Source organism: Bacillus cytotoxicus NVH 391-98, from assembly GCF_000017425.1.
GTDB lineage: Bacteria > Bacillota > Bacilli > Bacillales > Bacillaceae_G > Bacillus_A > Bacillus_A cytotoxicus.
Map to the genome: position 1 here is coordinate 1,723,861 of NC_009674.1, position 25,655 is coordinate 1,749,515.

22 protein-coding genes, 5 pseudogenes and 1 other annotated feature are annotated in these 25,655 nt (G+C 34.3%); of the genes and pseudogenes, 22 read left to right on the forward strand and 5 right to left on the reverse strand.

Annotation, left to right across the window (positions count from 1 at the left end; translation table 11 throughout):
- Positions 1-234 precede the first annotated feature (234 nt).
- The 4 genes and pseudogenes from BCER98_RS08455 to BCER98_RS21745 form a co-directional block, all read left to right on the forward strand.
- Positions 235-1,746: a M36 family metallopeptidase gene (locus BCER98_RS08455; RefSeq protein ID WP_041809660.1), complete on the forward strand. Its 1,512-nt coding sequence runs from the start codon at positions 235-237 to the stop codon at positions 1,744-1,746.
- A 230-nt stretch (positions 1,747-1,976) separates the two neighbouring features.
- Positions 1,977-2,226: a binding site (T-box leader), on the forward strand.
- A 112-nt stretch (positions 2,227-2,338) separates the two neighbouring features.
- Positions 2,339-3,679: a sodium-dependent transporter gene (locus BCER98_RS08460; RefSeq protein WP_012094107.1), complete on the forward strand. Its 1,341-nt coding sequence runs from the start codon at positions 2,339-2,341 to the stop codon at positions 3,677-3,679.
- A 112-nt stretch (positions 3,680-3,791) separates the two neighbouring features.
- Complete coding sequence (locus BCER98_RS08465; RefSeq protein WP_012094108.1) at positions 3,792-4,667, forward strand: alpha/beta fold hydrolase; 876 nt, start codon at positions 3,792-3,794, stop codon at positions 4,665-4,667.
- A gap of 152 nt (positions 4,668-4,819) precedes the next feature.
- Positions 4,820-4,924 (forward strand): annotated as a pseudogene (locus tag BCER98_RS21745) (IS6 family transposase); the annotation flags it as partial.
- Positions 4,925-5,021: 97 nt separating this feature from the next.
- Here BCER98_RS21745 and BCER98_RS23815 read toward each other — a convergent pair.
- Positions 5,022-5,171: pseudogene (locus BCER98_RS23815) on the reverse strand (PH domain-containing protein); the annotation flags it as partial.
- Between BCER98_RS23815 and BCER98_RS23665 the strand changes: the two are divergent.
- From BCER98_RS23665 to BCER98_RS22960, 5 genes and pseudogenes are all read left to right on the forward strand, one after another.
- Positions 5,172-5,291 (forward strand): annotated as a pseudogene (locus tag BCER98_RS23665) (RHS repeat-associated core domain-containing protein); the annotation flags it as partial.
- A gap of 513 nt (positions 5,292-5,804) precedes the next feature.
- Positions 5,805-6,920 carry a HesA/MoeB/ThiF family protein gene (locus tag BCER98_RS08470; protein ID WP_012094109.1) on the forward strand — a complete coding sequence of 372 codons (1,116 nt, stop codon included), beginning with the start codon at positions 5,805-5,807 and terminating at the stop codon, positions 6,918-6,920.
- A gap of 17 nt (positions 6,921-6,937) precedes the next feature.
- The gene (locus BCER98_RS08475; protein WP_012094110.1) at positions 6,938-8,191 is read left to right on the forward strand and encodes an MFS transporter; all 1,254 of its coding nucleotides are present in this window, start codon (positions 6,938-6,940) and stop codon (positions 8,189-8,191) included.
- 122 nt (positions 8,192-8,313) lie between these two features.
- Positions 8,314-8,538: pseudogene (locus BCER98_RS23670) on the forward strand (hypothetical protein); the annotation flags it as partial.
- Positions 8,502-8,726: pseudogene (locus tag BCER98_RS22960) on the forward strand (alpha/beta fold hydrolase); the annotation flags it as partial. The pseudogenes BCER98_RS23670 and BCER98_RS22960, both read left to right, overlap by 37 nt.
- 38 nt (positions 8,727-8,764) lie before the next feature.
- Here the strand turns inward: BCER98_RS22960 and BCER98_RS08480 are convergent.
- On the reverse strand, positions 8,765-9,562 hold the full coding sequence (locus tag BCER98_RS08480) for a lipid II flippase family protein (protein WP_012094112.1): 798 nt from the start codon (positions 9,560-9,562) through the stop codon (positions 8,765-8,767).
- A gap of 587 nt (positions 9,563-10,149) precedes the next feature.
- Between BCER98_RS08480 and BCER98_RS08485 the strand changes: the two genes are divergently transcribed.
- The 4 genes from BCER98_RS08485 (at position 10,150) to BCER98_RS08500 (ending at position 14,002) form a co-directional block, all read left to right on the forward strand.
- On the forward strand, positions 10,150-11,355 hold the full coding sequence (locus BCER98_RS08485; protein WP_041809664.1) for an iron-containing alcohol dehydrogenase: 1,206 nt from the start codon (positions 10,150-10,152) through the stop codon (positions 11,353-11,355).
- Between the two features lie 53 nt (positions 11,356-11,408).
- Positions 11,409-12,848, forward strand: coding sequence for a GntP family permease (locus BCER98_RS08490; RefSeq protein ID WP_012094114.1), 1,440 nt, complete (start codon positions 11,409-11,411; stop codon positions 12,846-12,848).
- 243 nt (positions 12,849-13,091) lie between these two features.
- Positions 13,092-13,565 (forward strand): SAM-dependent methyltransferase, encoded by a 474-nt coding sequence (locus BCER98_RS08495; protein WP_012094115.1) that lies wholly within the window; start codon positions 13,092-13,094, stop codon positions 13,563-13,565.
- Positions 13,562-14,002: a GNAT family N-acetyltransferase gene (locus BCER98_RS08500; protein WP_012094116.1), complete on the forward strand. Its 441-nt coding sequence runs from the start codon at positions 13,562-13,564 to the stop codon at positions 14,000-14,002. The genes BCER98_RS08495 and BCER98_RS08500 overlap by 4 nt, the downstream gene beginning before the upstream one ends.
- Before the next feature lie 76 nt (positions 14,003-14,078).
- On the opposite strand, the gene BCER98_RS08505 is transcribed toward BCER98_RS08500, so the two are convergent.
- Both BCER98_RS08505 and BCER98_RS08510 read right to left on the reverse strand, forming a co-directional pair.
- Entirely contained in the window at positions 14,079-14,606 is a 528-nt protein-coding gene (locus BCER98_RS08505) for an HAD-IIIA family hydrolase (protein WP_041809666.1), read from the reverse strand.
- A gap of 26 nt (positions 14,607-14,632) precedes the next feature.
- Positions 14,633-15,064 (reverse strand): GNAT family N-acetyltransferase, encoded by a 432-nt coding sequence (locus tag BCER98_RS08510; protein WP_012094118.1) that lies wholly within the window; start codon positions 15,062-15,064, stop codon positions 14,633-14,635.
- 169 nt (positions 15,065-15,233) lie between these two features.
- On the opposite strand from BCER98_RS08510, the gene BCER98_RS08515 reads away from it, so the two are divergent.
- The 4 genes from BCER98_RS08515 (at position 15,234) to BCER98_RS08530 (ending at position 18,511) form a co-directional block, all read left to right on the forward strand.
- Positions 15,234-15,956 (forward strand): ABC transporter ATP-binding protein, encoded by a 723-nt coding sequence (locus BCER98_RS08515; protein WP_041809669.1) that lies wholly within the window; start codon positions 15,234-15,236, stop codon positions 15,954-15,956.
- Positions 15,937-17,136, forward strand: a complete 1,200-nt coding sequence (locus BCER98_RS08520; RefSeq protein ID WP_012094120.1) for an ABC transporter permease — start codon at positions 15,937-15,939, stop codon at positions 17,134-17,136. The genes BCER98_RS08515 and BCER98_RS08520 overlap by 20 nt, the downstream gene beginning before the upstream one ends.
- Positions 17,137-17,413: 277 nt before the next feature.
- Positions 17,414-17,992, forward strand: a complete 579-nt coding sequence (locus BCER98_RS08525) for a YpjP family protein (RefSeq protein ID WP_012094121.1) — start codon at positions 17,414-17,416, stop codon at positions 17,990-17,992.
- A gap of 132 nt (positions 17,993-18,124) precedes the next feature.
- Positions 18,125-18,511 carry a VOC family protein gene (locus BCER98_RS08530; protein ID WP_012094122.1) on the forward strand — a complete coding sequence of 129 codons (387 nt, stop codon included), beginning with the start codon at positions 18,125-18,127 and terminating at the stop codon, positions 18,509-18,511.
- 62 nt (positions 18,512-18,573) lie between these two features.
- On the opposite strand, the gene BCER98_RS08535 is transcribed toward BCER98_RS08530, so the two are convergent.
- Positions 18,574-20,031 carry a serine hydrolase gene (locus BCER98_RS08535; protein ID WP_012094123.1) on the reverse strand — a complete coding sequence of 486 codons (1,458 nt, stop codon included), beginning with the start codon at positions 20,029-20,031 and terminating at the stop codon, positions 18,574-18,576.
- A gap of 250 nt (positions 20,032-20,281) precedes the next feature.
- On the opposite strand from BCER98_RS08535, the gene BCER98_RS08540 reads away from it, so the two are divergent.
- The 5 genes from BCER98_RS08540 to BCER98_RS08560 all read left to right on the forward strand — a co-directional run bounded on the left by BCER98_RS08540 (position 20,282) and on the right by BCER98_RS08560 (position 25,622).
- The gene (locus BCER98_RS08540; RefSeq protein WP_012094124.1) at positions 20,282-21,238 is read left to right on the forward strand and encodes a thymidylate synthase; all 957 of its coding nucleotides are present in this window, start codon (positions 20,282-20,284) and stop codon (positions 21,236-21,238) included.
- 20 nt (positions 21,239-21,258) lie between these two features.
- Positions 21,259-21,747 carry a dihydrofolate reductase gene (locus BCER98_RS08545; protein ID WP_012094125.1) on the forward strand — a complete coding sequence of 163 codons (489 nt, stop codon included), beginning with the start codon at positions 21,259-21,261 and terminating at the stop codon, positions 21,745-21,747.
- 177 nt (positions 21,748-21,924) lie between these two features.
- Positions 21,925-23,910 carry a penicillin-binding transpeptidase domain-containing protein gene (locus BCER98_RS08550; protein WP_012094126.1) on the forward strand — a complete coding sequence of 662 codons (1,986 nt, stop codon included), beginning with the start codon at positions 21,925-21,927 and terminating at the stop codon, positions 23,908-23,910.
- Positions 23,911-24,149: 239 nt separating this feature from the next.
- Positions 24,150-24,785 (forward strand): FMN-dependent NADH-azoreductase, encoded by a 636-nt coding sequence (locus tag BCER98_RS08555; RefSeq protein WP_012094127.1) that lies wholly within the window; start codon positions 24,150-24,152, stop codon positions 24,783-24,785.
- 111 nt (positions 24,786-24,896) lie between these two features.
- Complete coding sequence (locus BCER98_RS08560) at positions 24,897-25,622, forward strand: lysophospholipid acyltransferase family protein (RefSeq protein ID WP_012094128.1); 726 nt, start codon at positions 24,897-24,899, stop codon at positions 25,620-25,622.
- The last annotated feature ends 33 nt before the right edge of the window (positions 25,623-25,655 follow it).

Below are 25,655 nucleotides of genomic sequence, written 5' to 3' on the forward strand. Positions count from 1 at the left end.
GAATAGGGTAAAATGTAAGAAAGGTTGAAACCATAGTCAAATTCGTGTATTTTGGCTATGGTTTTTTGCGTTAATATTTGATTGGGCAGATTCATTGAGTCTTTAGTTTCTTATTTCACGAAAAAATATTGAGAAAATATTACTTTTTCTTTTTATAAGATCATTATAAAGGTAATGGAATTACTTTTATAGAATTACTCGTACATTCTGATTTTATTAGGGAGAGTGATTCTATTGATGAATAAGAAAGTGATAGCGCTCGCGGCGGTTATACCTCTTGTGTTAGGGACGGTATCTACAGCTTCGGCAGTGGAGAAAGAACAAGTAAGCCTAGAAAAGTATTCCCCTAAAGAAAAGGCAATAGAATATTTGAAAGAAAATGCAGCGCATTATGCGTTGAAGGAAGATCTATCAGATTTACGATATATTTCAACAACTGAAACGCCAGTAGCCTCATATGTGAGATTTCAACAAGTCGTAAATGATGCTCCTGTATTTTCACGACAAATAACGGTGACAATAAATAGGGCAGGACAAAGTGTATTAGTAGTTTCTGATTACCAGCCTGTTCAAAGGGTGAAAGAAATAAAGAAAAAGATGAGTGAGCAAGAAGCTGAACAAAAGTCAAAATCATATGTATCTGGTGCTGAAAATGAAAGTAATTTATGGGCACCAACGACGAAAGAATTTGGATATATCATTGAAGAGGGAGTTGCTATACCGGTATATAAAGTTGTTGTCCATTCTAATAAACCATTTGGTGCTTGGGAAACATTGATTGATGCTGGAAGTGGAAAGCTATTAAAAAAGGTGGATATAAACCGTAAAGTAGAGGGAACGGGTAAAGTATTTTTGCCAAATCCAGTCGTATCAAATGGTAGCTTAACAGGCTTGAAAGATAACAATGATAAAGATTCAGTAGAATTAAATAATCAATTGAAAACGGTTATTTTAAAAGGTTTAGATGGAACGGGTTTTTTAATTGGTGATTATGTAACAATTTCTTCTAAGGCAAAAACAAAATCTACAAATTTTCAATTCAATTACACACGTTCTCATGATAGTTTTGAAGATGTCATGGCATATTATCATATTGATACTTTGCAACGTTATATTCAAGGGTTGGGCTTTCAAAATATTAACAATCGCTCCATTAAAGTGAATGTAAATGGAACAACGGCTGATAACTCTTTTTATTCTCCCTCAACGAAAGCTTTAACATTTGGAACAGGTGGAGTAGATGATGCAGAGGATGCCGGAATTATTGCACATGAATATGGACACTCTATCCAAGATAATCAAGTTCCAGGGTTCGGAAGTTCCTTAGAAGGCGGAGCAATGGGGGAAGGGTTTGGTGATTTCTTAGGTGCGACGTATGAAGATGCTGTATCGACGACAGAATATGGGAAAGCTTGTGTTGGAGAATGGGATGCAACAGCTTATTCGAGCTCTGATCCAACATGTCTTCGTCGGTTAGATAATAATAAAGTATATCCAAAAGATATACAAAATGAAGTACATGCAGACGGAGAAATTTGGGCGCAAGGAGAGTATGAAATGGCGCAAGCCTTTGGGCGTGATGTAGCGACAAAAATCATTTTACAATCCCATTGGTCTTTGACACCAAATGCGACATTTCATGATGGAGCACGAGCAATTAAACAAGCGGATGCGCTTCTTTATGGGGGACAACATGCTGCAGAAATTGATCGAATTTGGATAGCAAGAGGAATTCGTACAAATTAAGAATAAAAAAGAGTAGTAATCTAGTTCCATTTCTGCCTTTTTTATGAAGAGATATGAAGTATTGTTAGGAAAGAGCGATATAAAAGATTTTAGAAGTAGATGGAACTTTACGTACAGCGTGCATATTTGAAAACATTTTTTCGACAAAAAATATATAAATCTTATTGACAGTTTGAAATATAATCGATATAATTTGTATTAATTTAAAAAAGAAATTATATTCAGAATATTGAAGTGCGTTGAATAGGAGTAGTAAGGTCAAGTATTTGTGCAGAGAGCTATGGGTTGGTGTGACATAGTCAAATAACATCCTGAACTCGCCTAGGAGCAATAAGGTGGAACGGAAATCTAATTCTTAGTAAATCTTAACGGTTAACCTTCGATAACAGGTTTGTAATCATACGATTGCTACTAAGGTGGATTCATAATGGAATCAAAAAGAGTGGTACCGCGTTAAGTAAATGGCTTAGCGTCTCTTGATAAAAAGAGATGTTAGGCCATTTTTTATTATAGAGAAGAAAATGGAGGTTGCTTTTAGATTGGTCAATGAAATTTGGTTATTAATATAAAGTGATTTGGGAGGGGAAAGAAGATGAAACAGACGGAGCAATGGACGTCAAAGTTAGGATTTATAATGGCAGCAGCAGGTTCTGCTATTGGGTTAGGAGCGATATGGAAGTTTCCTTATATAGCTGGAAAGAGCGGAGGGGGTGCATTCTTTTTAATTTTTATATTATTCACGGTATTGATTGGGCTCCCTTTATTAGTAGCGGAATTTATGATTGGTCGTAGTACGCAAAAACAGGCAATTGGTGCATTTCAAAGCATTGCACCAAACACGGGATGGCACTGGATTGGTCGCCTTGGTGTTGGTACTTGTTTTATTCTACTTTCTTTTTACAGTGTTGTTGGTGGGTGGGTATTAATCTATTTATTTAGAGGGGTGACGGGACAACTTATTACTTCGCAACAAAATTATAGTTCGCTATTTACAGAAACAATTGGGAACCCTGCTTGGGCCATTGCTGGTCATTTTGTTTTTATGTTTATTACGATTTGGGTTGTATCAAAAGGGGTACAAAATGGGATTGAAAAAGCAAGTAAGTATATGTTACCAGCGCTTTTTATTTTATTTATTGCTTTAATTATTCGATCTTTAACACTTGATGATGCAATGAAAGGAGTTACATTCTTTCTACAGCCTGATTTTTCAAAAGTTACATCCGAAAGTATTTTGTTTGCGATGGGACAATCATTTTTTGCGATTAGTATTGGTATTTCTATTATGATTACGTATAGCTCCTATTTAAATAAAAAAGAAAGCTTGCCAAAATCGGCGATAACAATTGTTGGGTTAAACTTATTTGTTTCTCTTTTTGCTGGGCTTGCTATTTTTCCTGCTGTATTTTCACTAGGAATGGAACCAGCTGAAGGACCAGGGTTACTATTTATCGTATTGCCATCTGTGTTTAGTCAAATTCCATTTGGAAGTTTTTTCTTAACAGTATTTCTTGCATTATTTACATTTGCAACGTTAACTTCGGCGTTCTCTTTACTAGAAACAGTTGTTTCAGCTGTAGCGAATGGTAAGCAAGAAAAAAGAAAGAAATTATCTTGGATGATTGGAGGGGCTATTTTCCTAGTCGGTATACCGTCAGCACTGTCGTTTGGAGTATGGAGCGATATCACAATTGGTAATAAGAATATTTTTGATGCAGTAGATTTTTTATCTAGTAACATTTTAATGCCGCTAGGTGCATTATTAATTAGTATTTTTGTATCATTTAAAATGGGGAAAAAGGTGCTGGAAGCCGAGTTCTTTGTTGGTGGGAATTATACGAAAGGATTATTTACTTGTTGGATATTTTTACTTCGATTTGTTGCACCAGTTGCAATTGTCATTGTCTTTTTGAATGTAATTGGAATTATTTAACTTGGTGTGTTTAAAAATTCAGTTAATAATGCGATTTAATGCTTTCTCTAAATGTAAAAAGGGGGAATGCAAGGTGAAACATAAACATCCTTTCTTTCCAAAAGGGAAGCAAATGAATATTAGAGGGAAATTATTATATGTTGAAATATACGGTTCTTCTGAGAATAGGCCCATTTTATATTTACATGGAGGGCCTGGAGAGATGTGTTTTGATTTTACGTATCATCAAGCGCATAGACTACAAGATTCGTTTCAACTGATTGCGATTGATCAACGCGGGGCAGGACGTTCAGCGAAAATTGAAAAACAAGAACAATTTGGCTTACAAGATATCATTGAGGATTGTGAAGAATTGAGGGAAATGTTGCAGATTGAGAAATGGTCTGTTATTGGACATTCATTTGGCGGCTTTCTAGCATTGTTATACGCAACGTTATACCCGCAATCTATTCAAAAAATTATTTTTGAAGGACCTACTTTTGATTTTTCTTTAACAAGTAGATCTTTATTAAAAAAGACGGGTGCTCTGTTAATCAAGTACGGCAAGGAAAAGATAGGGAAAGAATGTATAGCTATTTCGGAAAGTGATATAAATTCAGCTGAATTATTAGAAGCGTATGTAAAGTTAAGCAATGAATTAGGAGAGAAAAGAATGGAAATATATGATTATGGGGAGGATGAAACAGACTATAGTCTGTATAGTGAAGTAGAATGGGAGCAGTTTTATAAGCGCTCTGAGATTCATTTTGCCAGATTGAAAGAAGAAGGTACATTTCATACATCATTGCTATCAAAATTAAAAACTGTAAAAAATCCTATGTTACTTATGGTAGGAAAGTATGATGTAGTAACTTGTGAAAAGCAAGTGCAAGCATTTCATCAGAATGCACAAAATGGACAAGTCATTGTTTTGGAAGAATGTGGTCATACACCGCATTATGAAAAGGCAGATTTATTTGCGGCGGCTGTTACTAACTTTTTAAAGTAAGAAAAGGTGCTTCTTATATTTGGAAGCACCTTTTTGTGTGTGCTCAGCATACGTCTATTCTCTAGGGTTCTGGTGCAAAAACTTTAAAATATTTGGAAGTAATCTCCTGAAATTTTACATACTGATACTAGTATTCTAAAAAAAAAGACGTGATGATCAGTATGGAAAAGTAAAATCTATTCAAGTGGAAACGATATCAACCTGATATTATCTTATTAATGGTAAGATGGTATCTACGGTACAACTTAAGTTTTCGTAGTTAAGAAGATTACTTCTAAAAACAAAAAGAAGAAGACCATCCGTAAGCCGCCTTTCGAGTACTAATATTTACTTCAATCTGTCACGAATTGTTTTTTAAAGCGCATTGATATTATAATCTGGGCTATTGCGAACAGTGCGCTTCTTAGTTCCGATTTCTAGGTAAAGGATACCTGTATTCATAGGAGATATGCCGAATGGATTTTGAATGATATCAAAGTCTACACTTTTAATACCCTTGTATTTGGTATGTATTACTTGATTGCGAGATACTATCACCCAGAGTATGGTATATTCATTTCAGTAGACTCTGGATCTGGGTGATGAGGATAATCCAGTCACACAAATGGTTATACGTATGCAGAACTCGGGTGAACATTAGGTTTTATATCTAAAAAACTGTAGACAAACTCGATTTTCATCGAGTTTGTCTACAGTCTGAGAGCAATTAAGAAAATGAATCTTTTTTAGTATATCAGTTGCTAATAAAAGTTCTGATTTTCTCAATATTATCACAAATTATATTTGCAAATATTGAGAAAATTCAGTTAAGTATTGCGGTTTAATAATCTGAATAGTATACTCAATTATGCAAGGATAACTTGTACTACATAATGAAGGTGGTGGGAATAATGAAAAAGATGAACATTAAAAAAGTAGCTGTAATCAAATCTGTAACTTTACCACGATAATTTCACAAGCAAGATGAGGGTGTCCCGAAAGTTATGGGACACCCTTTTTGGATACTATATATACGTGAGTAGTATTATAAATAAACTTATATATGGTATTTTGTTTGGTAGAAAGTATCCTTTTGGAACAACTTCATTTTGTTTAATAATAATTCGGAATACTATATTAATAAAAGGAGGAATAAAAATGTTACAAAATACTAGTAAACCTAGAATCAAATTGATTCATCAAGTTCTTTATTTAAATGGTCGTGTACGGATTGGTGGTGGCTCTCAACATGCTATTGAAATTGAAGATCCCAATCAATATTTTAAACCATTAATTAAATTGTTAAATGGAAGTTATACAATAGAAGAAATTTCTCATCAGTTGAGTGAGACTTTTTCATATGAAGAAATTATAGATAGTATCAATCTTCTTGCAGAAAATGGTTACATAGAAGATATGAATATATCTCCAAATGAATCTCTTTCTGAAAATGATTTAGAACGATATTCAGTTAATATTAATTTTTTTAATACTCTATCTCATTCGAAAGGAATGAATGGGTATGACTATCAAGCAGTTTTAAAAGATAGCAAAGTTTTAGTTTTCGGCTTAGGCGGAATAGGTTCAAATATTTGTATGGCACTTACTGAATTGGGAGTGGGACATATTACAGCAGTTGATTTTGATCAAATCGCACTAAGTAATTTGAATAGACAAGTTTTATATTCTACATCTACTGTTGGAGAATTAAAAACAAAGATGGCAAAGAAACGTATTATGGATTTTAATCCAGATATTAAGTTTGATGTTATAGATTGTAAAGTTTCTTCATTAAATAATGTAGAGGACATAATTCATCAAGTAAATCCTGATTTTGTATTTTGTTTAGCTGATAAACCAAATGGTTATATTGACTTTTGGATAAATGAAGTTTGTGTAAAAAAAGAAATTCCAATGGTGGGAGCAAGTATTGGATGTTCAATTGGAACGGCTTATTCAGTCACACCTAATTGTTCTTGTTATCAATGTAGAATTAATCATGATCTTATAAATTCTCCAGAACTTGTAGAAGAATTAGAGTATATAAGAAACAATGAAGTAAATTCACCAAATGGAGCTCTAGGTCCTTCGTGTATGTTCTTTGCATATTATTTATCATATGAATATTTACGTTATACGCTAAAGTTGGGTTCATTGCTTACGGAAAATAAATTGTTTGAAATTAATTTCACTACATTTGAACAAAAATATCATGATATGCCTAAACTTTCTGATTGTTCGATATGTAATCTCAAACCATTAACGTTGAAATAGAAAAGGAGCAAACAAAAGTGAAAAATGATAGCAGCTTCACCAAATCTTTGTTTTTGAATCGCTCATTTATTGCAATATTTTTTAGTCAAGCTTGTGTTTACTTGGGAGATCAATTTTTAATTGTTGCATTAAGCTGGACAGTTGCACAAGAAATGGGCGGTTTTTCATTAGGATTAGTATTAGCGGCTTGGTCAATTCCGAGAGGAATTCTTCTATTTATTGGTGGAGTATTCGCTGATCGATATGAGCGTAAGAAAATGGGAATGATTATTGCTGGATCTGTAAGTTTAGTAGCTTTATTGATAGCATGCTTAATCATTAATGAATGGTTTTACTTACCTTTATGGATAGGGACAGCGATAATTTTAGGAACGCTAGATGCACTTAGGTTACCTCTTGGTGCTAGCCTAGTACCATTAGTTTTACCAAAAGCTGAAATTATAAATGCTAACCGTTGGATTCAGTTGTTAGAGTACGGTTCTTTAAGTGCAGGAGCTGCAATTGCTGGAATTGTTGTAGCTTCTGTAGGATCAATGGGAGCCTTCATCATTATAGGATGCTTATTTATTGTAAGTATTATCTTCTTTTCACTTTTACCTACCCTTCCACCAAACAGAGAAACCCAGGAAAATATGGTACAAGATTTAAAAGAGGGATTTAAATGGGTTATTAGTGAAAGACGTTTAAGAGTATTACTACCAACATTTGCATTAGCTAATTTATTTGTATTAGGCATATACTCTGTAGGAATTGTACTTTTTGCTAAAAATATTGCAGGAAATGGAGCGCAAAATTTAGGATTTATGTCTAGTAGTTTCGGTATAGGGTTAGTAGTAGGAATTTTAATATTACCAGTAGTTCCAAAGAAAGTAGCAAATTCTCTTGCGGGCTTATTCATGTTGTTCTTGTTAAGTGATATTTCTTTAGCTTTAATTGGATTGGGTGGAAATCTGCTTGCAGCTTGTGGCTTTTACTTTCTAAGTGGATTATTTGCTGGTCCTGCATCAACATTATACAGAAGTTCTCTTCAACTCTTTACTCCAGATCACTTACTTGGTCGGGTGAATAGCATTGCTCGTGGAATTTCTTTTGGATTGGAGCCAGTTTCTACATCTATTATTGGAGCCTTATCTTCTATCTTATCTGCAGGAACACTTATTATTGTTGGTGGGTTCGCAGCAGCAACAGTGGACACTCTGGGAGTTTTAACTGGCAGATTAGTTGAAAAGAAAGATAATGCAAAAGAGGAGTTTTCCGAAACAATCAATTAAATAGGGGGAGGAAAGGAGCAGACGGGAGTTTTTCCCGTCTAATTTATATTATGAATATAGATGAAAAGCTTAAAGATATATCTGTTATGAAAGGATAGAGACAACCTAAAGTATTAAATCACTTTAAGGATAAAATTGTAGATGAATGGTATTGGTTAAGAGAGAAAGATAACCCTAATGTTATGTCAATTCTAAGAAGAGAAAATTATATTTTTCAAAGCTTTATAAAAGAGAATGGACTTTATAATGCAGTATATGAAAAGATTTCTAGTCATAATCAAAATCATAATTCAACTATTGGACTTCAGAAGAAGACGCATGTCATACATCATTGCTATCAAAATTAAAAACTGTAAAAAATCCTATGTTACTTATGGTAGGAAAGTATGATGTAGTAACTTGTGAAAAGCAAGTGCAAGCATTTCATCAGAATGTATAAAACGGAAAAGTCATTGTTTTGGAAGAATGTGGTCATACACCGCATTATGAAAAGGCAGATTTATTTGCGGCGGCTGTTACTTACTTTTTAAAGTAAGAAAAAGGTGCTTCCAAATATGAGAAGCACCTTTTTGTTTAATGCATGAATTCAATAATCCATAATATCCAATATGCTCCCGGTACGAATAAAAGCTGTGCTAACAATGTACCAAGCAGTCGAGAAATCATAAGCCAACCATACATTTTACTCATCATCTCTGCACCATTTTCTGATTGAAGGGCGCGTTCTGTTAAAAGAGCGATACGTGGGTCTAATAGTACGGTTAATAAAATAGTAGCAAATCCATTCACAAGGCCAGAAGCTGTACTAGCATTTGTTGCATACGTTGGATTTAAAAAAGATGCATATAAAGCAGACAGAACACCAGCTGTATAAATGGCGGTTGCAAACATATTAATGAGCATAATGCGTTTTGGAATTCCCCCAATACGCATACGGTGAATCATTTCAAATTTTGGAAAACGAACATACTTTTTTGTGTATTTTAGCTTTTGTATATTATTTGTTTTCATCATTCGTATAAATGAGCCATCCGCTTCAAAGTTTTGAATCACATATCCAAATAATTTCGTTAATGTTGGATATAAAATGATAGCAAGTAATGTCCCAAAAGAAGCGGATAATAGAACGAGGCGAATCACCTTTTCTAAATCAATTGAAGAATCAAGTTTAGCCTGATCTACAATTCCGCCTATTAAAAAAGCTTGCAGTAAGTTAGAAGTTCGAGAGATGAGCAAAACCATACCCACTACAGATAATGCAACAGCGATTTTCTTTAAACGAACACCAGCAAGTCGAATGCTGTATGAGCTTGTTTCAACTGCATGAATAATAATTGTAAAAATGATTATAAAAATGAGCGTAATTGACATCTATTTCACCATTTTTTCTGTTAAATTAATACCATCATATAGGAATGTCTATACTTTAAAAGTAAGGATAGATGATGGCTCAGTATTTAAAAAGTGAGAGGAAGAGAACTTTTATTTTATCATATAACATATTTGTAGTGTTTGTATATTTCCTATATATAAAATAGTATGAAAGATGTCGAAGAATTGCAGGTGATATGTATAAAGGGAAATATATGATGCAAATTCGTTTAAAGGGATTTTTCTATATAGAATCGAATACTAATTAGTATATTTTTCTATTAGGAACATTTTGTAGCAAAGTAGGAAGGGAGTGTGATTTGATAAAGATTTATCAATAAAAGATTGAATTTTCAGTTAAATACAAAGGTATAGTAGGAGTTAGTTATTTTAATTATGTTTGTTCTTTATCCTGGTTATTCTGTTAGATCATTTGCACTGATTTTCGCCTTATTTGCTATCTTTTCCGCAATAACATTTTATCCTTTAACAAGAATCTACTAATATATAAATCAAGATTGTTTAGTAAGAGGAAATATAGGGTTCGAAAAATTTCACATCATAAATGATGAATCAATGAAAAAGAGGTGAGACATTTGCAAGAAGTAGCGGAATTTCGGATGCCAAAGATTGTTTTATACGGAAGAAATTCGCTTGAAAAATTAGGGGGACAAGCTAGTAAATTAGGAAGGAAGGCTTTTATTATTAGCGATTTTATTATGGGAAAACTCGGCTATATAGATGTATGTATAGAGCAGCTAAAAGCAAATAAGATAGAAGTCGTTACGTATAATAATGTAAATGCTGAACCGACAAATGTGCATGTGTCAGAAGCATTAAGGATTTGTAGAGAGGAAAAATGTGACGTTATTATTGGGCTTGGCGGCGGGAGTTGTATTGATGCAGCAAAAGCTGTAGCTGTTTTAGCCACAAATGGAGGTAAGATTGAAGATTACGTACAAAATTATGTAAGTATAAAACGTGAATCGTTGCCACTTATTGCGATTCCAACAACATCTGGCACTGGTTCTGAAGTAACAAGTGTTACTGTTATTACAAATAAAAAAACAGATGTGAAGATGATGATTAAGCATCCAAACTTTATACCACAAGTAGCGATTATTGATCCGGAATTAACACGCTCTGTACCATCTCATATTACGGCAGCAACAGGAATAGATGCGTTATGTCATGCAATGGAGGCTTATATTTCTCGATTTTCACAACCGCTTACAGATGTGCTTGCACTTTCAGCGATGAAAAGTATTATGAAATATTTGCGCATTGTTTATGAAGATGGCAATCATATGGAAGCTAGAGAAGCGATGATGATTGCATCATTACAAGCTGGGATTGCCTTTTCAAATGCTTCAGTTACATTAGTTCATGGAATGTCCCGTCCGCTTGGAGCATTGTTTCATGTGCCTCATGGGATATCGAATGCAATGTTATTACCGGCTGTTTTAGATTTCACAAAAGTTTGTGCTATTAAGCGTTTTGCAGACATCGGGCGACATATAAATGCAGAGTTACGTTCGTATTCTGATGAAGAAGCTGCAAATCATATCATTTTGGAAATAAAGAAACTTTGCTTTGATCTTCATATTCCTAATTTAAGAGGGTATGGGATTGATCAAGCTGAATTTATGAATGCCCTTTCAAAAATGGCAAAAGATGCATTAGCTAGCGGAAGTCCGAGTAATCACCCACGTATTCCATCCTACGATGAAGTGAAGAAATTATATCAAATCTCTTTTGATTACCAATATGACCCACTGGTTAGTAGTTCTTGAAAAATCTGAAAATTTTTAAAATATTTCCGTGGAAATGAAAAAGGAGGGAGAAGATGGAATTAGTTATTATTTTATTAGCACTCGGTATGCTTATGTTTGTTGCTTATCGTGGGTTTTCAGTTATATTATTTGCACCAATTTGTGCATTATTTGCCGTATTATTAACCGAACCGAGCCATGTACTTCCTTTTTTCTCTAATGTTTTTATGGAGAAAATGGTTGGCTTTATTAAGTTATATTTTCCAGTTTTTTTGCTTGGAGCAATTTTTGGAAAAGTAGTAGAAATGTCTGGTATTGCTGAATCTATTGCAAAGACAATTATTCAATTTGTTGGTGTGAAACGTTCCATGCTTGCCATTGTTCTTATGGGAGCAATCTTGACATATAGTGGGGTTAGCGTATTTGTAGTTGCATTTGCAGTCTATCCATTTGCAGCGAATTTATTTCGTGAAGCAAACATACCAAAACGATTAATACCAGGAACAATTGCTCTTGGAGCTATTACGTTTACAATGGATGCTCTTCCAGGAACACCACAAATTCAAAATGTGATTCCAACTACATTTTTTAAAACAGATATTTATGCTGCACCCGTTCTTGGGACAATCGGAGCAATTTTTGTTTTTGTGGTCGGTATGCTTTACTTGGAAAGACGGTGCAAACAAGCTGCTAAAAATGGAGAAGGATATGATGGATTGGGAGATGGAGCTCCAGAAATGGCAGCTAGTTTAGAACCTAAACAAAATATAAAAACAGCCATTCAAGTTTCTGAAATTACGCCTCTTCGACAAGTGCTTGCATTTGTTCCACTTATATTAGTAGGAGTCATGAATAAATTTTTTACAGCATGGATCCCGATATGGTATCCAAAAGGTTTTGATTTTACAATGATAGGATTAAAAGATTTTGGTAAAGTAGAACTTTCGGCTGTATTAGGAGTCTGGTCTGTGGAATTAGCTTTATTAATTGGAATTGTTACAACGATTATTTTAAATTGGAAACGTTTAGTTACAGGATTCCAAGCTGGTTTAAACGCAAGTATTGGCGGTGCATTACTTGCAGCTATGAACACAGGTGCCGAATACGGATTTGGCGGCGTGATTGCAGCTCTTCCAGGGTTTGGAATGATTAGGGATGGAATTTCGACAACATTTACGAATCCACTTGTGAATGGAGCTGTTACGACAAATGTTCTTGCTGGAATTACTGGATCAGCATCAGGGGGAATGGGAATTGCATTAAGTGCGATGGCAGAAAAGTACATGGCAGCAGCTGAGCAATATCATATTCCTTTTGAAGTTATGCATAGAGTCATCTCAATGGCAGCAGGAGGTATGGATACATTACCTCATAATGGAGCAGTTATTACATTATTGGCAGTAACGGGATTGACGCATAAACAATCTTATCGCGATATTTTTGCTATCACGATTATTAAAACATTAGCTGTTTTTGTAGTGATTGGTATTTATCGTTTAACTGGAATTGTATAATAAAAAGGATTTATTTATTATTCTTGAAATGTTATTTATTATATTAAAATTACACAATAAAAATAAAATATAATAATTTAAATGTGTGTAATAAAAATAGTCTCTCAAGAGGGGGGAAATGGAAATATAGTTTTATGTAATGGAAATTCGATAATAATGTTATGTAAACTATATAATTATATATATGGAAAACATTCAGAAAATACTTTATAATGTAAGGGGTTACAAAAAAGGGAGATATAAATGTTTTCACTTCGGCCTATCGCTTTTGTACAAAATGAAAGAAAGATGATAAAGGATGACGATTGGGGAAAAACAAAATCTACCATTATATTAACAGACTTCTTTTCTGAAGAAAGTATACAGGGGATTGAGAGTTTTTCACATATTGAGATTATCTTCTATTTTCATAAAGTAAAGGATGACCAAATTCAATATGCAGCAAGGCATCCACGTAATAATAAGAAGTATCCAAAAGTAGGTATTTTTGCACAACGCGGGAAAAATCGACCGAATCGATTAGGGACTACAATTGTCAAATTCGTAAGAAAAGAAGGAAAAATAGTAGTAGTTGAGGGCCTAGATGCGATTGATGGGACTCCTATATTGGATATAAAGCCTGTTATGCAGGAATTTATCCCGCATGAAAAAATCATTCAGCCTAAGTGGGCGACGGATATTATGAAAGAATATTGGAAAGGAAGCGGAGAAAAATGAAAATATATGAAGCGACAATTGCAGATTTAGACGGGGTAGCAGAACTCTTTAATAATTATCGTATGTTTTATGGACAAGAATCCAATGTGGAGGAAGCAAAATCTTTTTTACGAAATCGGATGAAAGGAAAAGAATCTGTCATTTTTGTCGCAGTTGAAAACGGAGAATATCTTGCCTTTACACAGTTATATCCTTCTTTTTCATCCATTTCAATGAAGCGACTATGGATTTTAAATGATTTATTTGTCCAAGCTCATAAACGCGGAGCAGGTATTGGCAAAAAACTATTAGATGAAGCGAGAAAATTCGCGTTAGAACATGGCGCAAAAGGTTTAAAATTACAGACAGAAATGAATAATTTCTCGGCGCAACGATTATATGCGGAAAATGGATATTTACGAGATAATCGTTATTTTCATTATGAATTAACATTTTAAAATTGTATATATAGTTAAGAAGCTCAGCGTACAAAAAATTGTAAGTTGAGCTTTATTTATTGAAATAAGTATATATTTATGATTGGTTGAGAATCCACGTTACAGCGTCTTCAAAATTGATCGCAATGTAATTTGGTGTAATATGTGCCCACTTCTCACGATATGTGTGCAAAGCATCATATCCAGCTCCAGTTTGTACTAAAATCGTTTTCGCGTGAACATTTGCACCTGCGACGATATCCGTCCAACGATCACCAATCACGATACATTTTGTTAAGTCTAAATTATGTTTTTTGGCTGCTTGTAGAAGCATGCCAGTACTTGGTTTACGGCATGTGCATCCATCATTATGTCTATGGGGACAAAGATAAATATCATCAAAACCAAATGCGGTGAGTTCTTGAATGAAATCTTCAGTAGTTGCTTTTCCTTCAGCGATGCCTGGTTGGTTTGTAAAAGAAAATAATTTAATATTTTGACTTTTAAGTGCGTGTAAACATTTTTGTGCAAATGGAAATAAAGTAAAAGCACCAGGGTAGCGTACTGTATGATCGCCACCAATTGTTCCATCACGATCGATAAAGATAGCTTGAATATGTTTCATCATGATTATTCCTTTCGAATCGTAATTTAAAAATGTTTCACAAAGCGATATCCATTTATCTCATATCCTAATTTTTTATAAAATGGATGAGCATTTGTTCTTTGAGTACCACTGACAAGCCAGGTTCCAATACAGTTATGCTCTTTGGCTAATTGCTCAGCATACGCCATTAAAATTTGTCCGATTCCTTTTCTTCGTGATGTGGAATCAACACTAATAATGGAAATTTCTCCATAGCGTGTGACATCCTCCAAATTCTCTCGTATGCGAAACCCGAAGAAACCGTGTATTTTATTATCTTCTTCATACACATATAGGAAATCAAATGGACTGAACTTAACAAATTCTAATCTAGTTTGCATATCTTTGTGAGAAATAGTTGAGCCTTTTAGCTCTTTTGTTAGTGAACAGAGTGATGGAATATCATTTATGTTTGCTTCTCGAATTTGAAATGCCATACAATCAACTCCTTGATTTATAACTATAAACTCCATATATTCTATTAAATAATGATTTTTCCTTCTTGTAGAACAATAATGATTAAAATAGATGTATAAAGTGATGTTTTAATAGAGAATGTGTTATGATTTTCTTAAGTTTATTGAAGTGAGAAAGAAGGGGAAATATTTGTTACAAGTTAATATTCGTTCAGCTGGATATGAAACAGATGAAAAAATAATCCGTAATATAGCTTTTTCGATGAAACAAGGTGAGTTAGTTGCACTGATTGGTGCAAATGGAGCTGGGAAAAGTACAACGATAAAATCGATTCTAGGTTTGCTTACCAATATGGAGGGTGAAATATCATTTGGAAAAAAGAATAATCCATATGCATATGTACCAGAACAGCCAACCTATTATGATTATTTAACACTTTGGGAACATATTGAACTATTAATGGCTGCACGTGGCTGTGAAGTCGGAAGCTGGGAAGAGAAGGCAAACGAATTACTACATACGTTTCGGATGGAAGAACACAAGCATGAATATTTATCTAAGTTTTCAAAGGGGATGAAGCAAAAATCAATGCTTATTCTTGCGTTTTTAACAGAGCCAGACTTTTATATCATTGATGAACCGTTTATCGGTTTAGATCCAGTCGCAACAAAAGAGTTTTTAAACTTTTTATATAAAGAAAAAGAGCGCGGCGTTGGAATTTTACTCTGTACACACGTACTAGATACAGCAGAAAGAATTTGTGAAAGATTTCTTCTTATTTCACAAGGTACTTTAGTAGCAGATGGTCATTTAGAAGCAATTCAAGCATTAGCAGAAATGCCAGGAAGTCCACTATTAGATTGTTTTGATGCGATTGTAAGGCGGGAACAACATGATAAAAGAACAATTTAAGAAACGATTATATAGCGAATTGCATAGAAAATGGAAATCGATACGCTCTGTGACAGATTGGACAGTTGCATTATATTTAATTATTCCAGCATTTATATTTTGTGGAATCTATTATCGGTCGCTATGGACAAGAGAAATAGCAATGGAAGAGACTACTTATTTTCTGCTTGGTGTATTTATGTTTTATTGCATTATCTATTCGAGAGGAGTACGATCGTTTTTGGAACGGGCGGATTGTTTATTTTTTATTCAATATCCAGTACATATGCAAAAATTAATGCGATATGGCATGTTATATACGTTTGTTCGGATTAGTATAACAAATGTTATCTTAATCATATTTATGTTACCGCTATGTATGAAAAATATAGGAGCATCACCTTTACAAATTGTATTAGTATGGGGATTTTGTACTGTTTTTCGATTTATGTTGTCATTATTAGTACGGTATATAAATGTATGTATTGGGAAACGATGGGGCTTATGGATGGTTAGTAGTTTGCTATTTTTTATTTGTTTCATTTATCTTGGATGCGGCATATTTTTTATTTTAAAAAGCGCTGTTTATTCCATTATATTTATTATAGTACCAGTTTTGATTAGCGTAGCATGCATAAAACAAAAAGCGAATTATAAGAAGTACTTTTTTAAAGAAATTGAGAAAGAAAAGGAAGAAAGTATGCGCTGGACGAGGGGAATTATGCAAGTTGGCGGGCATGTGACAAATCCGAGCAGTTCGAGCAAAAAGCCGTGGTTGTTTCCTCGTTCTAAAAAATTTTTAGGAAAAGAATCTGATGCACGTATTGTAGAATCTTTTTTAAAAGAATTTTTTCGTACCGGAAGTTCTTTGAGGTTTTATGGGCAGATTGTTTTTATAAGTACAATTAGTATAATGAGAACACCGTGGTGGATTACAATCATCATTCTTATCTTTGCATTGTTTGCTATTTTGCATTACTCACATGATTATTGGCATGAATTTACGAAGAAAATGTTTCTTCATTTATACTGTGAAGAGGGCAAAGTATTATTGCTAAAATGGAGAGCGACGCAGTATTTATTGCTTCCAGCAATTTTGATTTATGCAACAGTGGTCCTTGCTCAATTTTATCTATTACCAGCAATTGTTGTAGGAATTTTAATTGCCGTCATCGTAGGTTGGATTCTATTTTTGCCATAGAAAAAGAGCCGAAAACGGCTCTTTTAGTCTGTAATGGACTGATAGATAAAATATAGTAGAATGACAATACTAATGCCGGAGTATATGACGTCTAGAGTCATTACATCCCCTCCTAGTTGTTGTTATATATAGTGTATGAAATCTTACAATTCCATATTCAATTGAAGCTTATAGAGATGCCAATAAATTTATAAAGTGCAAAAATTAAAATCATTTTGTATAATGGAAGAAATAATCGTTATATAAATGGTAATGAGTAAAAGGGGAGGGAATGAAGATGCCAAATTGGGTTAGAAAAACGTTAGTCGTATTAATCACTGTATTTACATTTGGTTTAGTGACGCCTCCTTCCATTTTGCTTGACAATACAAAAGCAGCGGACAAGCCTACTAGGCAACAAAATTTGGAGCAAACGTCCTATACATATAAAGAAAATGATGAACGGCTAACACCAGAATCTTTTATTACTTATGCGATGAAAGAAGCTGAAAAACAATCTATGCAAAAGTTTGGTTCTAAAATTGGACCTGTAATTGAAGATGAGTTTAAAGAGATTATTTTACCTAAAATAGAGGAAGCGATTGCTAACCTTGCACACGATGTACCGGAAGAGTCATTGCAATCGTTAGCAATTTCACAAAAACCAGCTGGTGGAAATAACGAAAAGATTTTTCATGTGTATGATACGAAAACAGGAACTGACTTATTACGATTCCATGTAAGACGTGATCATCCACCGCAAGATGGATATTATTTCAACTTCCATTATCATCGTTTTGATGATGGGTATATAGCGCATCATGAGTTAGGGGATATTTATTGGAATACAAATATGCCGCCCAAATGGCTATCATAAGAAAGAGTGAGGGAAACCACCCTTGCTCTTTTTTGTGTTTACATATATGAAAATAACAGGGAAACATATAGTAGCGGTGAATACCTTTATCGTTAGACTGATTTAAGGAGAAAATAAGGGGGAGAGAAGGAGATGACACAGTTTGAACCCGGTATTCATCATATTGAATTTTGGGTAGCAAATTTAGAGGAGTCTATGCTGTTTTATAGTAAATTGTTCGCTATCATTGGGTGGCGACAGTTAAACAAATATGCATTTAGTACGGGACGTACTGAAATATATTTTAAGGAAGTAGATGAAAGGATTGTAAGGACATTAGGACCAAGACATATTTGTTATCAGGCTATTAGTAGGAACGTAGTTGATGAAGTGGCAAAATTTGTTAGAAGTGCAGAAGTAGTGGTAATTCGTGGACCGATTGAAATGAATCATTATGCAGAGGGATACTATACGATAGATTTTTATGATCCAAATGGATTTATAGTAGAGGTTGCTTATACACTTAATGTAGAAATATAAGATACGATTTTGATTATAAAATCATAGAGGGAAACAAGGATTCCCTCTATGATTTAGGTCATTCACGTTCTTTTTGTAAATGTAAGAGGCTCAGTACTTAACATTTGTGGTAAGTGTAATTGCAAAGTAGGAAACTCACCGTGTATATTGATGTCATAGGCGAATAATATATTCATTTTTGTTTGGAACAAGGTAACTGTAGTAACGAATATGTCGTAATGATAATGTTGCAGTTGCATTTCTATATCCATAAATTGTACATATAACGAGTCACCTTGTTTGTATACAGTTAACAGGCCATATGCAGGATGCTTAAATGTTCCAGTATAGTCATCTAATTTGTGAGAAGGTACCGTCCCTTTTACTTGCTCAGGCAGCGATTCAATTGGCTCTTTCATCATTTCTTTCATTTTTTCACTATCTTCTACTGCACGTTTATGCCAATCTATGTTTTCTAAACCGAGTAGTTTATCGTAAATATAGTTTGTAAGATAAATAGGAAGTAATGTATTTCCAGAGTTTGTTAATACGATCATTCCTATATTTTCGTTTGGCATAAAGGATATAAGCGACGTAAATCCATCAATATTGCCGCCATGGTGAATCAGTTTATAACCACGATAGGCGCTAATAAACCAACCAAGTCCATAGCCGTTCAATGGAGATTCAGGAGTGGATAAAATGGGGTGATCTGGAATTGGCGTGTGCGGTATATACATATCTTGTAAGTATTCATTAGAGAGTAATTGCTGTTCTCCGATTTTTCCATGATTTAAGTGAAGAAGCACCCAATTTGCCATATCTTCAATTGTAGAATTTATACATCCTGCGGCGCCTACCGTATCGATATTGCGGAACGGAATTTCTTTTATTTCGCCCTCATTTTCAATATAAGGTAATGCATAATTATCTGTATTTTGTAAGTCTGTGACAGAAAAGTTTGTTTGCTGCATATTGAGAGGTTCTAAAATATGTTCTGTAACGTATTGTTCCCATGACCGACTTGTGATTTTTTCCACAAGATAACTAATGGTTACATACATTAAATTGTTATATAAAAATGTCGTGCGAAATGGTGCATCAAGGGATAAATACTTTATTTGTTCCACGATATCTTGTCGAGTTACAGAAGAATTGTACCAAAGCGTATCATGACGATTTACTCCTGTTCGGTGAGAAGCTAAATCACGTCCTGTAACTTGAGATGTAGCAAAAACATCCGATAAAGAGAAGGTTGGGATGTAAGATTGAACAGGAGCGTCCCATGAAAATTTGTTTTGTTGCGCTAGTAAGCTTAATGAAAAGGTGCCAAATGCTTTCGTTGCGGAACCAATTGCGAAGAGTGTTTTCGGTGTAACAGCTTCTCCTTTTTCTACATTTCGATAACCAAATCCCTCCGAAATCATAACCTCGCCATCTTTTATTACTGCTATAGCAGCGCCGGGGACGTGTAAATCGTTCATCATCATTTTAACTTTCGTTTGTAAGTTTCCTATAACAGGGGTTTCAATTTTCGCCATCGCTTTAACCTCCAAATATATTTTTTCTTCCCATGCTAGTATTTCTATCATTGAGAGTGAAAGCCTTTTGGATGTGGAAAAATTAAGAAATTTTTAATGATCAATAAAGTTATTATTTAGAAAAATTCGATATTTAAACTAATTTAAAATATAAATATTTTGGGTGAGAACTTTGTAAATGTATGCATGATTGTTTTTAATATGATAAACTCCATATAGATATAGATGCGAAAGAGGGTTTTTCTTATATATGAAACATGCTGAATATGAATATTTAAATTTATGCCGCCATGTCATGGAGCATGGTACAAAGAAAGAAGATCGTACAGGAACAGGGACGGTATCTGTATTTGGATATCAAATGCGCTTTGACCTTAGTAAAGGGTTTCCCTTATTAACGACAAAGCGAGTGCCATTTCGTCTTGTTGCAAGTGAGTTACTTTGGTTTATGAAAGGTGATACCAATATTCGTTATTTATTGCAACATAATAATAATATTTGGAATGAATGGGCGTTTAAAAACTGGGTAGAAAGTGATGAATATAAAGGGCCGGACATGACGAATTTCGGACTGCGCTCACAAGAAGATGAAGCATTTAAAACACAATACGATGAGCAAATGGAAATCTTTAAAAAGAATGTATTAGAAGATGATGAATTTGCGCGGAAGTATGGTTATTTAGGAGATGTATATGGCAAGCAGTGGCGCGCTTGGAAAACGGCTGCAGGTGAAACGATTGATCAATTAAAAGATGTAATTGAAATGATTAAGAAAACACCGGATTCTCGCCGCTTAATTGTTTCGGCATGGAATCCTGAAGATGTACCAAATATGGCACTTCCTCCATGCCATACATTATTCCAATTTTATGTAGCAGATGGAAAGCTTTCTTGTCAATTATATCAACGAAGTGGAGATATTTTCTTAGGTATTCCATTTAATATTGCAAGCTATTCGCTGTTAACGCATTTAATTGCTCATGAGTGTGGCCTTGCAGTAGGAGAGTTTGTTCATACAATTGGCGATGCACATATTTACACAAATCATTTTGAACAAGTGAAGAAGCAATTAGCACGTGAACCACGTCCATTTCCAACATTAAAATTAAATTCAGATGTGAAATCTGTTTTTGATTTTGAAATGGGTGATTTAACAATAGAAGGATATGACCCGCATCCAGCAATTAAAGCACCAGTTGCAGTCTGATTGTAAGAGGAGATGAAAAGATGATTATTTCATTTATGGTTGCAATGGATGAAAATCGAGTAATTGGTAAAGATAATAAGTTGCCTTGGCATTTACCAAGCGAGTTACAATACGTGAAAAAAACAACAATGGGACACCCTCTCATTATGGGAAGAAAAAATTATGAAGCCATTGGAAGACCGCTTCCTGGAAGACGAAATATTATTGTTACACGCAATACGGATTATTACGTGGAAGGTTGTGAGATTGCTCATTCTGTGGAGGAAGTGTTTGAACTTTGTAAAAATGAAGAGGAAATCTTTGTTTTTGGTGGAGCGCAAATTTACGAGCTATTCTTACCGTATGTGGATAAGTTATATATAACGAAGATTCATCATGCCTTTGAAGGTGATACATTCTTTCCAGAAATCGATATGAAAGAGTGGAAAGAAGTGTTTGTAGAGAAAGGTGTAACGGACGAGAAGAACCCGTACACATATTACTATCATATATATGAAAAGAAACAATAATAAAAAGGATTGATGTGAATATGTTTATTTGCATCAATCTTTTTATTTACATGGTTAGATGAAAGTTTCTGAAATTGCTTTGAAGATGCTATAATGAGAACGAGCATGTGCCTTTTACTATATATTATTATGAAAGAGAGTGTGTATTTCGTTGCTTACTAGGAGGAGGAGAATAGTTTGAAAAAAATATGGGGGGCTCTTTTTCTTTGTTTCATGTTGGTCTTAGTTGGCTGTGGCAAAGAAGAAACGCCAGTAGAGGCATTTCATACATATGCCAAAGCGTGGAATAAGCAAAAGTTCGCTGAGATGTATGATCAACTATCAGAAAATGCAAAAAAGAAAATTTCTAAAAAAGAATTTACTGAGAAATACGAGAAAATTTATGCGGGTATTGAGGTGAAAAACTTAAAGGTAGAAACAGGTGAGGGAAATAAGGAACAAGAAGGCAAAGGACCTGTACATTTTAAAGTAAGTATGGATACTGTTGGTGGAAATATTTCATTTTCACACGAAGCGAAAATGGTAAAAGAAAAAAGTGGGGATAAAGAAGTTTGGAAAATAGACTGGACTCCTGATTTTATCTTTCCAGGGATGACAAAAGATAGCAAAATCCGTATGCAAACATTCCAAGCAAAACGCGGTGAAATTTATGATCGCAACGGGAAAGGGCTTGCCATAAATGGAAAAGCATCTCAAGTAAGCATTGTTCCTGGTAAATTAGAGTATAATGCAGCACAGACAAAAGAAGCGATTGCGAAACTATTAAATATGTCTGTGGAAGAAATCGATCAAAAATTAAATGCAAAATGGGTAAAATCAGATTACCTTGTGCCAATTGGCATTTTACAAGAGGGAGCTACTCAAAATGATTTTATTGACTTACCGGGTGTTGTAACTCGTCCTGTAGATGTTCGTACATATCCATTAGGAGAAGCGGCGGCACATTTAACTGGTTATATTGGAAAAGTAAATGCTGATGATTTAAAGAAACTTGCGAAAAAGGGCTATCAAGCGGATGATCCAGTTGGAAAAGCTGGTTTAGAGCAAGTGTTTGAAGAAAAGCTACGTGGTAAAAAAGGTGGGCGTGTCTTTATGGAAGATGCGCAAGGGAAAGAAATCAAAACATTGGTGAAAACGGAAGCGGTAGATGGTGAAAATATCAATTTAACAATTGATAGTACGATTCAAGAAAAAATTTATAATGAAATGAAAGGAGAAGCAGGCTCAAGTGCGGCCATTAATCCGAAAAGTGGTGAGACAATCGCACTTGTTAGTAGCCCAGCTTATAATCCGAATATCATTGTAAGAGGAGTTTCAAAAGCGCAACGTGAAGCTTGGGCTAATGACCTGAAAAAGCCGATGACGAACCGATTTACACAGTTAGCTGTACCAGGTTCTGTATTTAAGCCTATTACAGGTGCAATTGGTCTTGAAACAAAAACAATTGATCCGAAGGAAGAATTAAAAATTGAAGGATTGAAATGGACGAAAGATTCCTCATGGGGTAACTATTATGTAACACGTGTAAAAGATGCAAGTCCAATTGATTTTGACAAAGCGATGAAGTATTCTGATAACATTTATTTTGCACAGCAAGCATTAAAAATTGGGAAAGATAAATTTATAAATGAAGCAAAAAAATTCGGATTTGATGAGAAATTACCAATTGAGTACGGGTTCCCAGTTTCAAAAATTGTGAATGATGGAATGAAAAATGATATTCAAATGGCGGATACAGGGTATGGACAAGGTCAAGTATTAATGACGCCTCTTCATTTAGCTTTCACATATGCACCAATTGTAAATGATGGAACGATACCTTCACCGCACCTTATCAAGACAGAGAAACTACCAAAGGCTTGGAAAGAGAATGTCATTTCTAAAGAAAACCAAGATATATTAAAAACAGCATTAACAAAAGTTATTAATGACCCAGATGGTACAGGGAAAATTGCTAAAATTGATGGCATGACTCTTGCTGGAAAAACAGGAACGGCTGAGTTAAAGGCAGCAAAAGATGCAGAAGGTAAAGAACTTGGATGGTTCGCTGCTTTTGATTTAAATGCACCTGACATGATTGTTACAATGATGATTGAAGATGTAAAAGGGCGGGGTGGAAGCAATATTCCAGCTGAGAAAGTAAAGCATGTTTTTCAAAAGTGATAGATAACGAGAGGAGCTATCTCTATTTAAAGTAGAGATAGCTTTTTTAAGGATAATATTATAAAGTTGTTATAATGGGATATAGTAAAACTAAATAACTTATTAACTTACGAAAAAAAAGTTACTATTTTTGTTGACAAAGGAGAAGCCTTTTTGTATTATACTTACATAAGGTAAGTAATTTACTTTTAAAAAACAAATCTCAAATTAAAGATAAATGTATAAAGGGAGAGAATATAATGACAAAAGTTCTATTTATTACAGCAAATCCAAATTCAGCAGAAACATCTTTCGGTATGGCAGTAGGAGAAGCTTTTATCGAAGCATATAAAAATGAAAACCCACAACATGAAGTTATAACAATCGATTTATTTCACACAACAGTACCAGTAATTGATGCAGATGTATTTGCAGCTTGGGGCAAATTTGCAGCAGGTGAAGGTTTTGAAGCATTAACTGAAAATCAACAACAAAAAATTGTAGCAATGAACACAAACTTAGAAACATTTATGAATGCAGATCGTTATGTATTTGTAACACCAATGTGGAACTTCGGTTACCCACCAGTAATGAAAGCATACTTAGATAATATTGCTATTGCAGGTAAAACGTTTAAATATACTGAAAATGGTCCAGTAGGATTATTAGAAGGTAAAAAAGCACTTCATATCCAAGCTACAGGTGGCATTTACTCTGAAGGTGACTATGCAGCAGTAGACTTTGGTCGTCAACACTTAAATACCGTATTAGGATTTATCGGTGTATCTGACACAGAATATCTTGCAGTCGAAGGGATGAATGCAAATCCTGAAAAAGCACAAGAAATTAAAGAAGCAGCAATTGCTAAAGCACGTGAATTAGCAAAACGTTTCTAATATAGAAAACTCAAAAATGTCCAAACGCTTGTCGTTTGGACATTTTTTCTTCTTTTTCCCTCGTTTGTCTAGTATAATGAAGGACGGAATGATAATAGGTGGGGGTTTTGTATGATTCAAACGTTTTTTAAAGCTTTATATTTAATTGTAATTGTAATCGGTATTACACCGAGATTGTGGCGCATTCAAAAGAAAGTAAATACACTATCGCCACAAGAGAAAGATCGCCTTGTATATAAAACAACAAATTGGTTTGGAAAAAAGATGGTTCGTGCAGCTGGAGCTGGATCGACTGTAGAAGTGAAAGGTCTTGAAAATGTACCGAAAGATCAACCGGTACTTGTTGTAAGTAATCATCAAAGTAATATGGATATCCCTGTTTTACTAGGATATTTAAATAAGCCGATTGGATTTGTTTCAAAGGCAGAAATAAAAAAAATTCCGATTGTACCAGCTTGGATGGAATTAATGAATTGTGTGTTTATGGATCGCAGTAATCGCCGTCAATCTCTTCAAGCGATTAAAGAGGGGATTGAACGATTAAAAAAGGGTCACTCTCTCGTAATTTTTCCAGAAGGAACACGCAGTAAAGGCGGCGAAATAGGTGAGTTTAAAGCAGGGAGTTTTCACCTTGCAATCAAATCGGGAGTAGCTATTTTACCAGTCACGATAGAGGGGACATATAAGATGTTTGAAGAGAATGGAAATAGACTGAAACCAGCACATGTAACGCTTACTATTTCAAAACCAATTACACCTGAGCAATATGGAAGTATGGATGTTAAAGAATTAACGCAGTATACAAAGGATATGATTGCTGCTCAATTACATAAGTAATAAAAAAACTCTCAGCTTGAAAAAGCTGAGAGT

What these genes read in the sequence shown, in the direction of transcription:
- BCER98_RS08460 (WP_012094107.1), top strand. Translation starts at nt 2,339, where the DNA reads ATGAAACAGACGGAGCAATGGACGTCAAAGTTAGGATTTATAATGGCA.
- BCER98_RS08465 (WP_012094108.1), top strand. Translation starts at nt 3,792, where the DNA reads ATGAATATTAGAGGGAAATTATTATATGTTGAAATATACGGTTCTTCT.
- BCER98_RS08470 (WP_012094109.1), top strand. Translation starts at nt 5,805, where the DNA reads ATGTTACAAAATACTAGTAAACCTAGAATCAAATTGATTCATCAAGTT.
- BCER98_RS08480 (WP_012094112.1), bottom strand. Translation starts at nt 9,562, where the DNA reads ATGTCAATTACGCTCATTTTTATAATCATTTTTACAATTATTATTCAT.
- BCER98_RS08490 (WP_012094114.1), top strand. Translation starts at nt 11,409, where the DNA reads ATGGAATTAGTTATTATTTTATTAGCACTCGGTATGCTTATGTTTGTT.
- BCER98_RS08495 (WP_012094115.1), top strand. Translation starts at nt 13,092, where the DNA reads ATGTTTTCACTTCGGCCTATCGCTTTTGTACAAAATGAAAGAAAGATG.
- BCER98_RS08500 (WP_012094116.1), top strand. Translation starts at nt 13,562, where the DNA reads ATGAAAATATATGAAGCGACAATTGCAGATTTAGACGGGGTAGCAGAA.
- BCER98_RS08505 (WP_041809666.1), bottom strand. Translation starts at nt 14,606, where the DNA reads ATGAAACATATTCAAGCTATCTTTATCGATCGTGATGGAACAATTGGT.
- BCER98_RS08510 (WP_012094118.1), bottom strand. Translation starts at nt 15,064, where the DNA reads ATGGCATTTCAAATTCGAGAAGCAAACATAAATGATATTCCATCACTC.
- BCER98_RS08520 (WP_012094120.1), top strand. Translation starts at nt 15,937, where the DNA reads ATGATAAAAGAACAATTTAAGAAACGATTATATAGCGAATTGCATAGA.
- BCER98_RS08525 (WP_012094121.1), top strand. Translation starts at nt 17,414, where the DNA reads ATGCCAAATTGGGTTAGAAAAACGTTAGTCGTATTAATCACTGTATTT.
- BCER98_RS08530 (WP_012094122.1), top strand. Translation starts at nt 18,125, where the DNA reads ATGACACAGTTTGAACCCGGTATTCATCATATTGAATTTTGGGTAGCA.
- BCER98_RS08535 (WP_012094123.1), bottom strand. Translation starts at nt 20,031, where the DNA reads ATGGCGAAAATTGAAACCCCTGTTATAGGAAACTTACAAACGAAAGTT.
- BCER98_RS08540 (WP_012094124.1), top strand. Translation starts at nt 20,282, where the DNA reads ATGAAACATGCTGAATATGAATATTTAAATTTATGCCGCCATGTCATG.
- BCER98_RS08545 (WP_012094125.1), top strand. Translation starts at nt 21,259, where the DNA reads ATGATTATTTCATTTATGGTTGCAATGGATGAAAATCGAGTAATTGGT.
- BCER98_RS08555 (WP_012094127.1), top strand. Translation starts at nt 24,150, where the DNA reads ATGACAAAAGTTCTATTTATTACAGCAAATCCAAATTCAGCAGAAACA.
- BCER98_RS08560 (WP_012094128.1), top strand. Translation starts at nt 24,897, where the DNA reads ATGATTCAAACGTTTTTTAAAGCTTTATATTTAATTGTAATTGTAATC.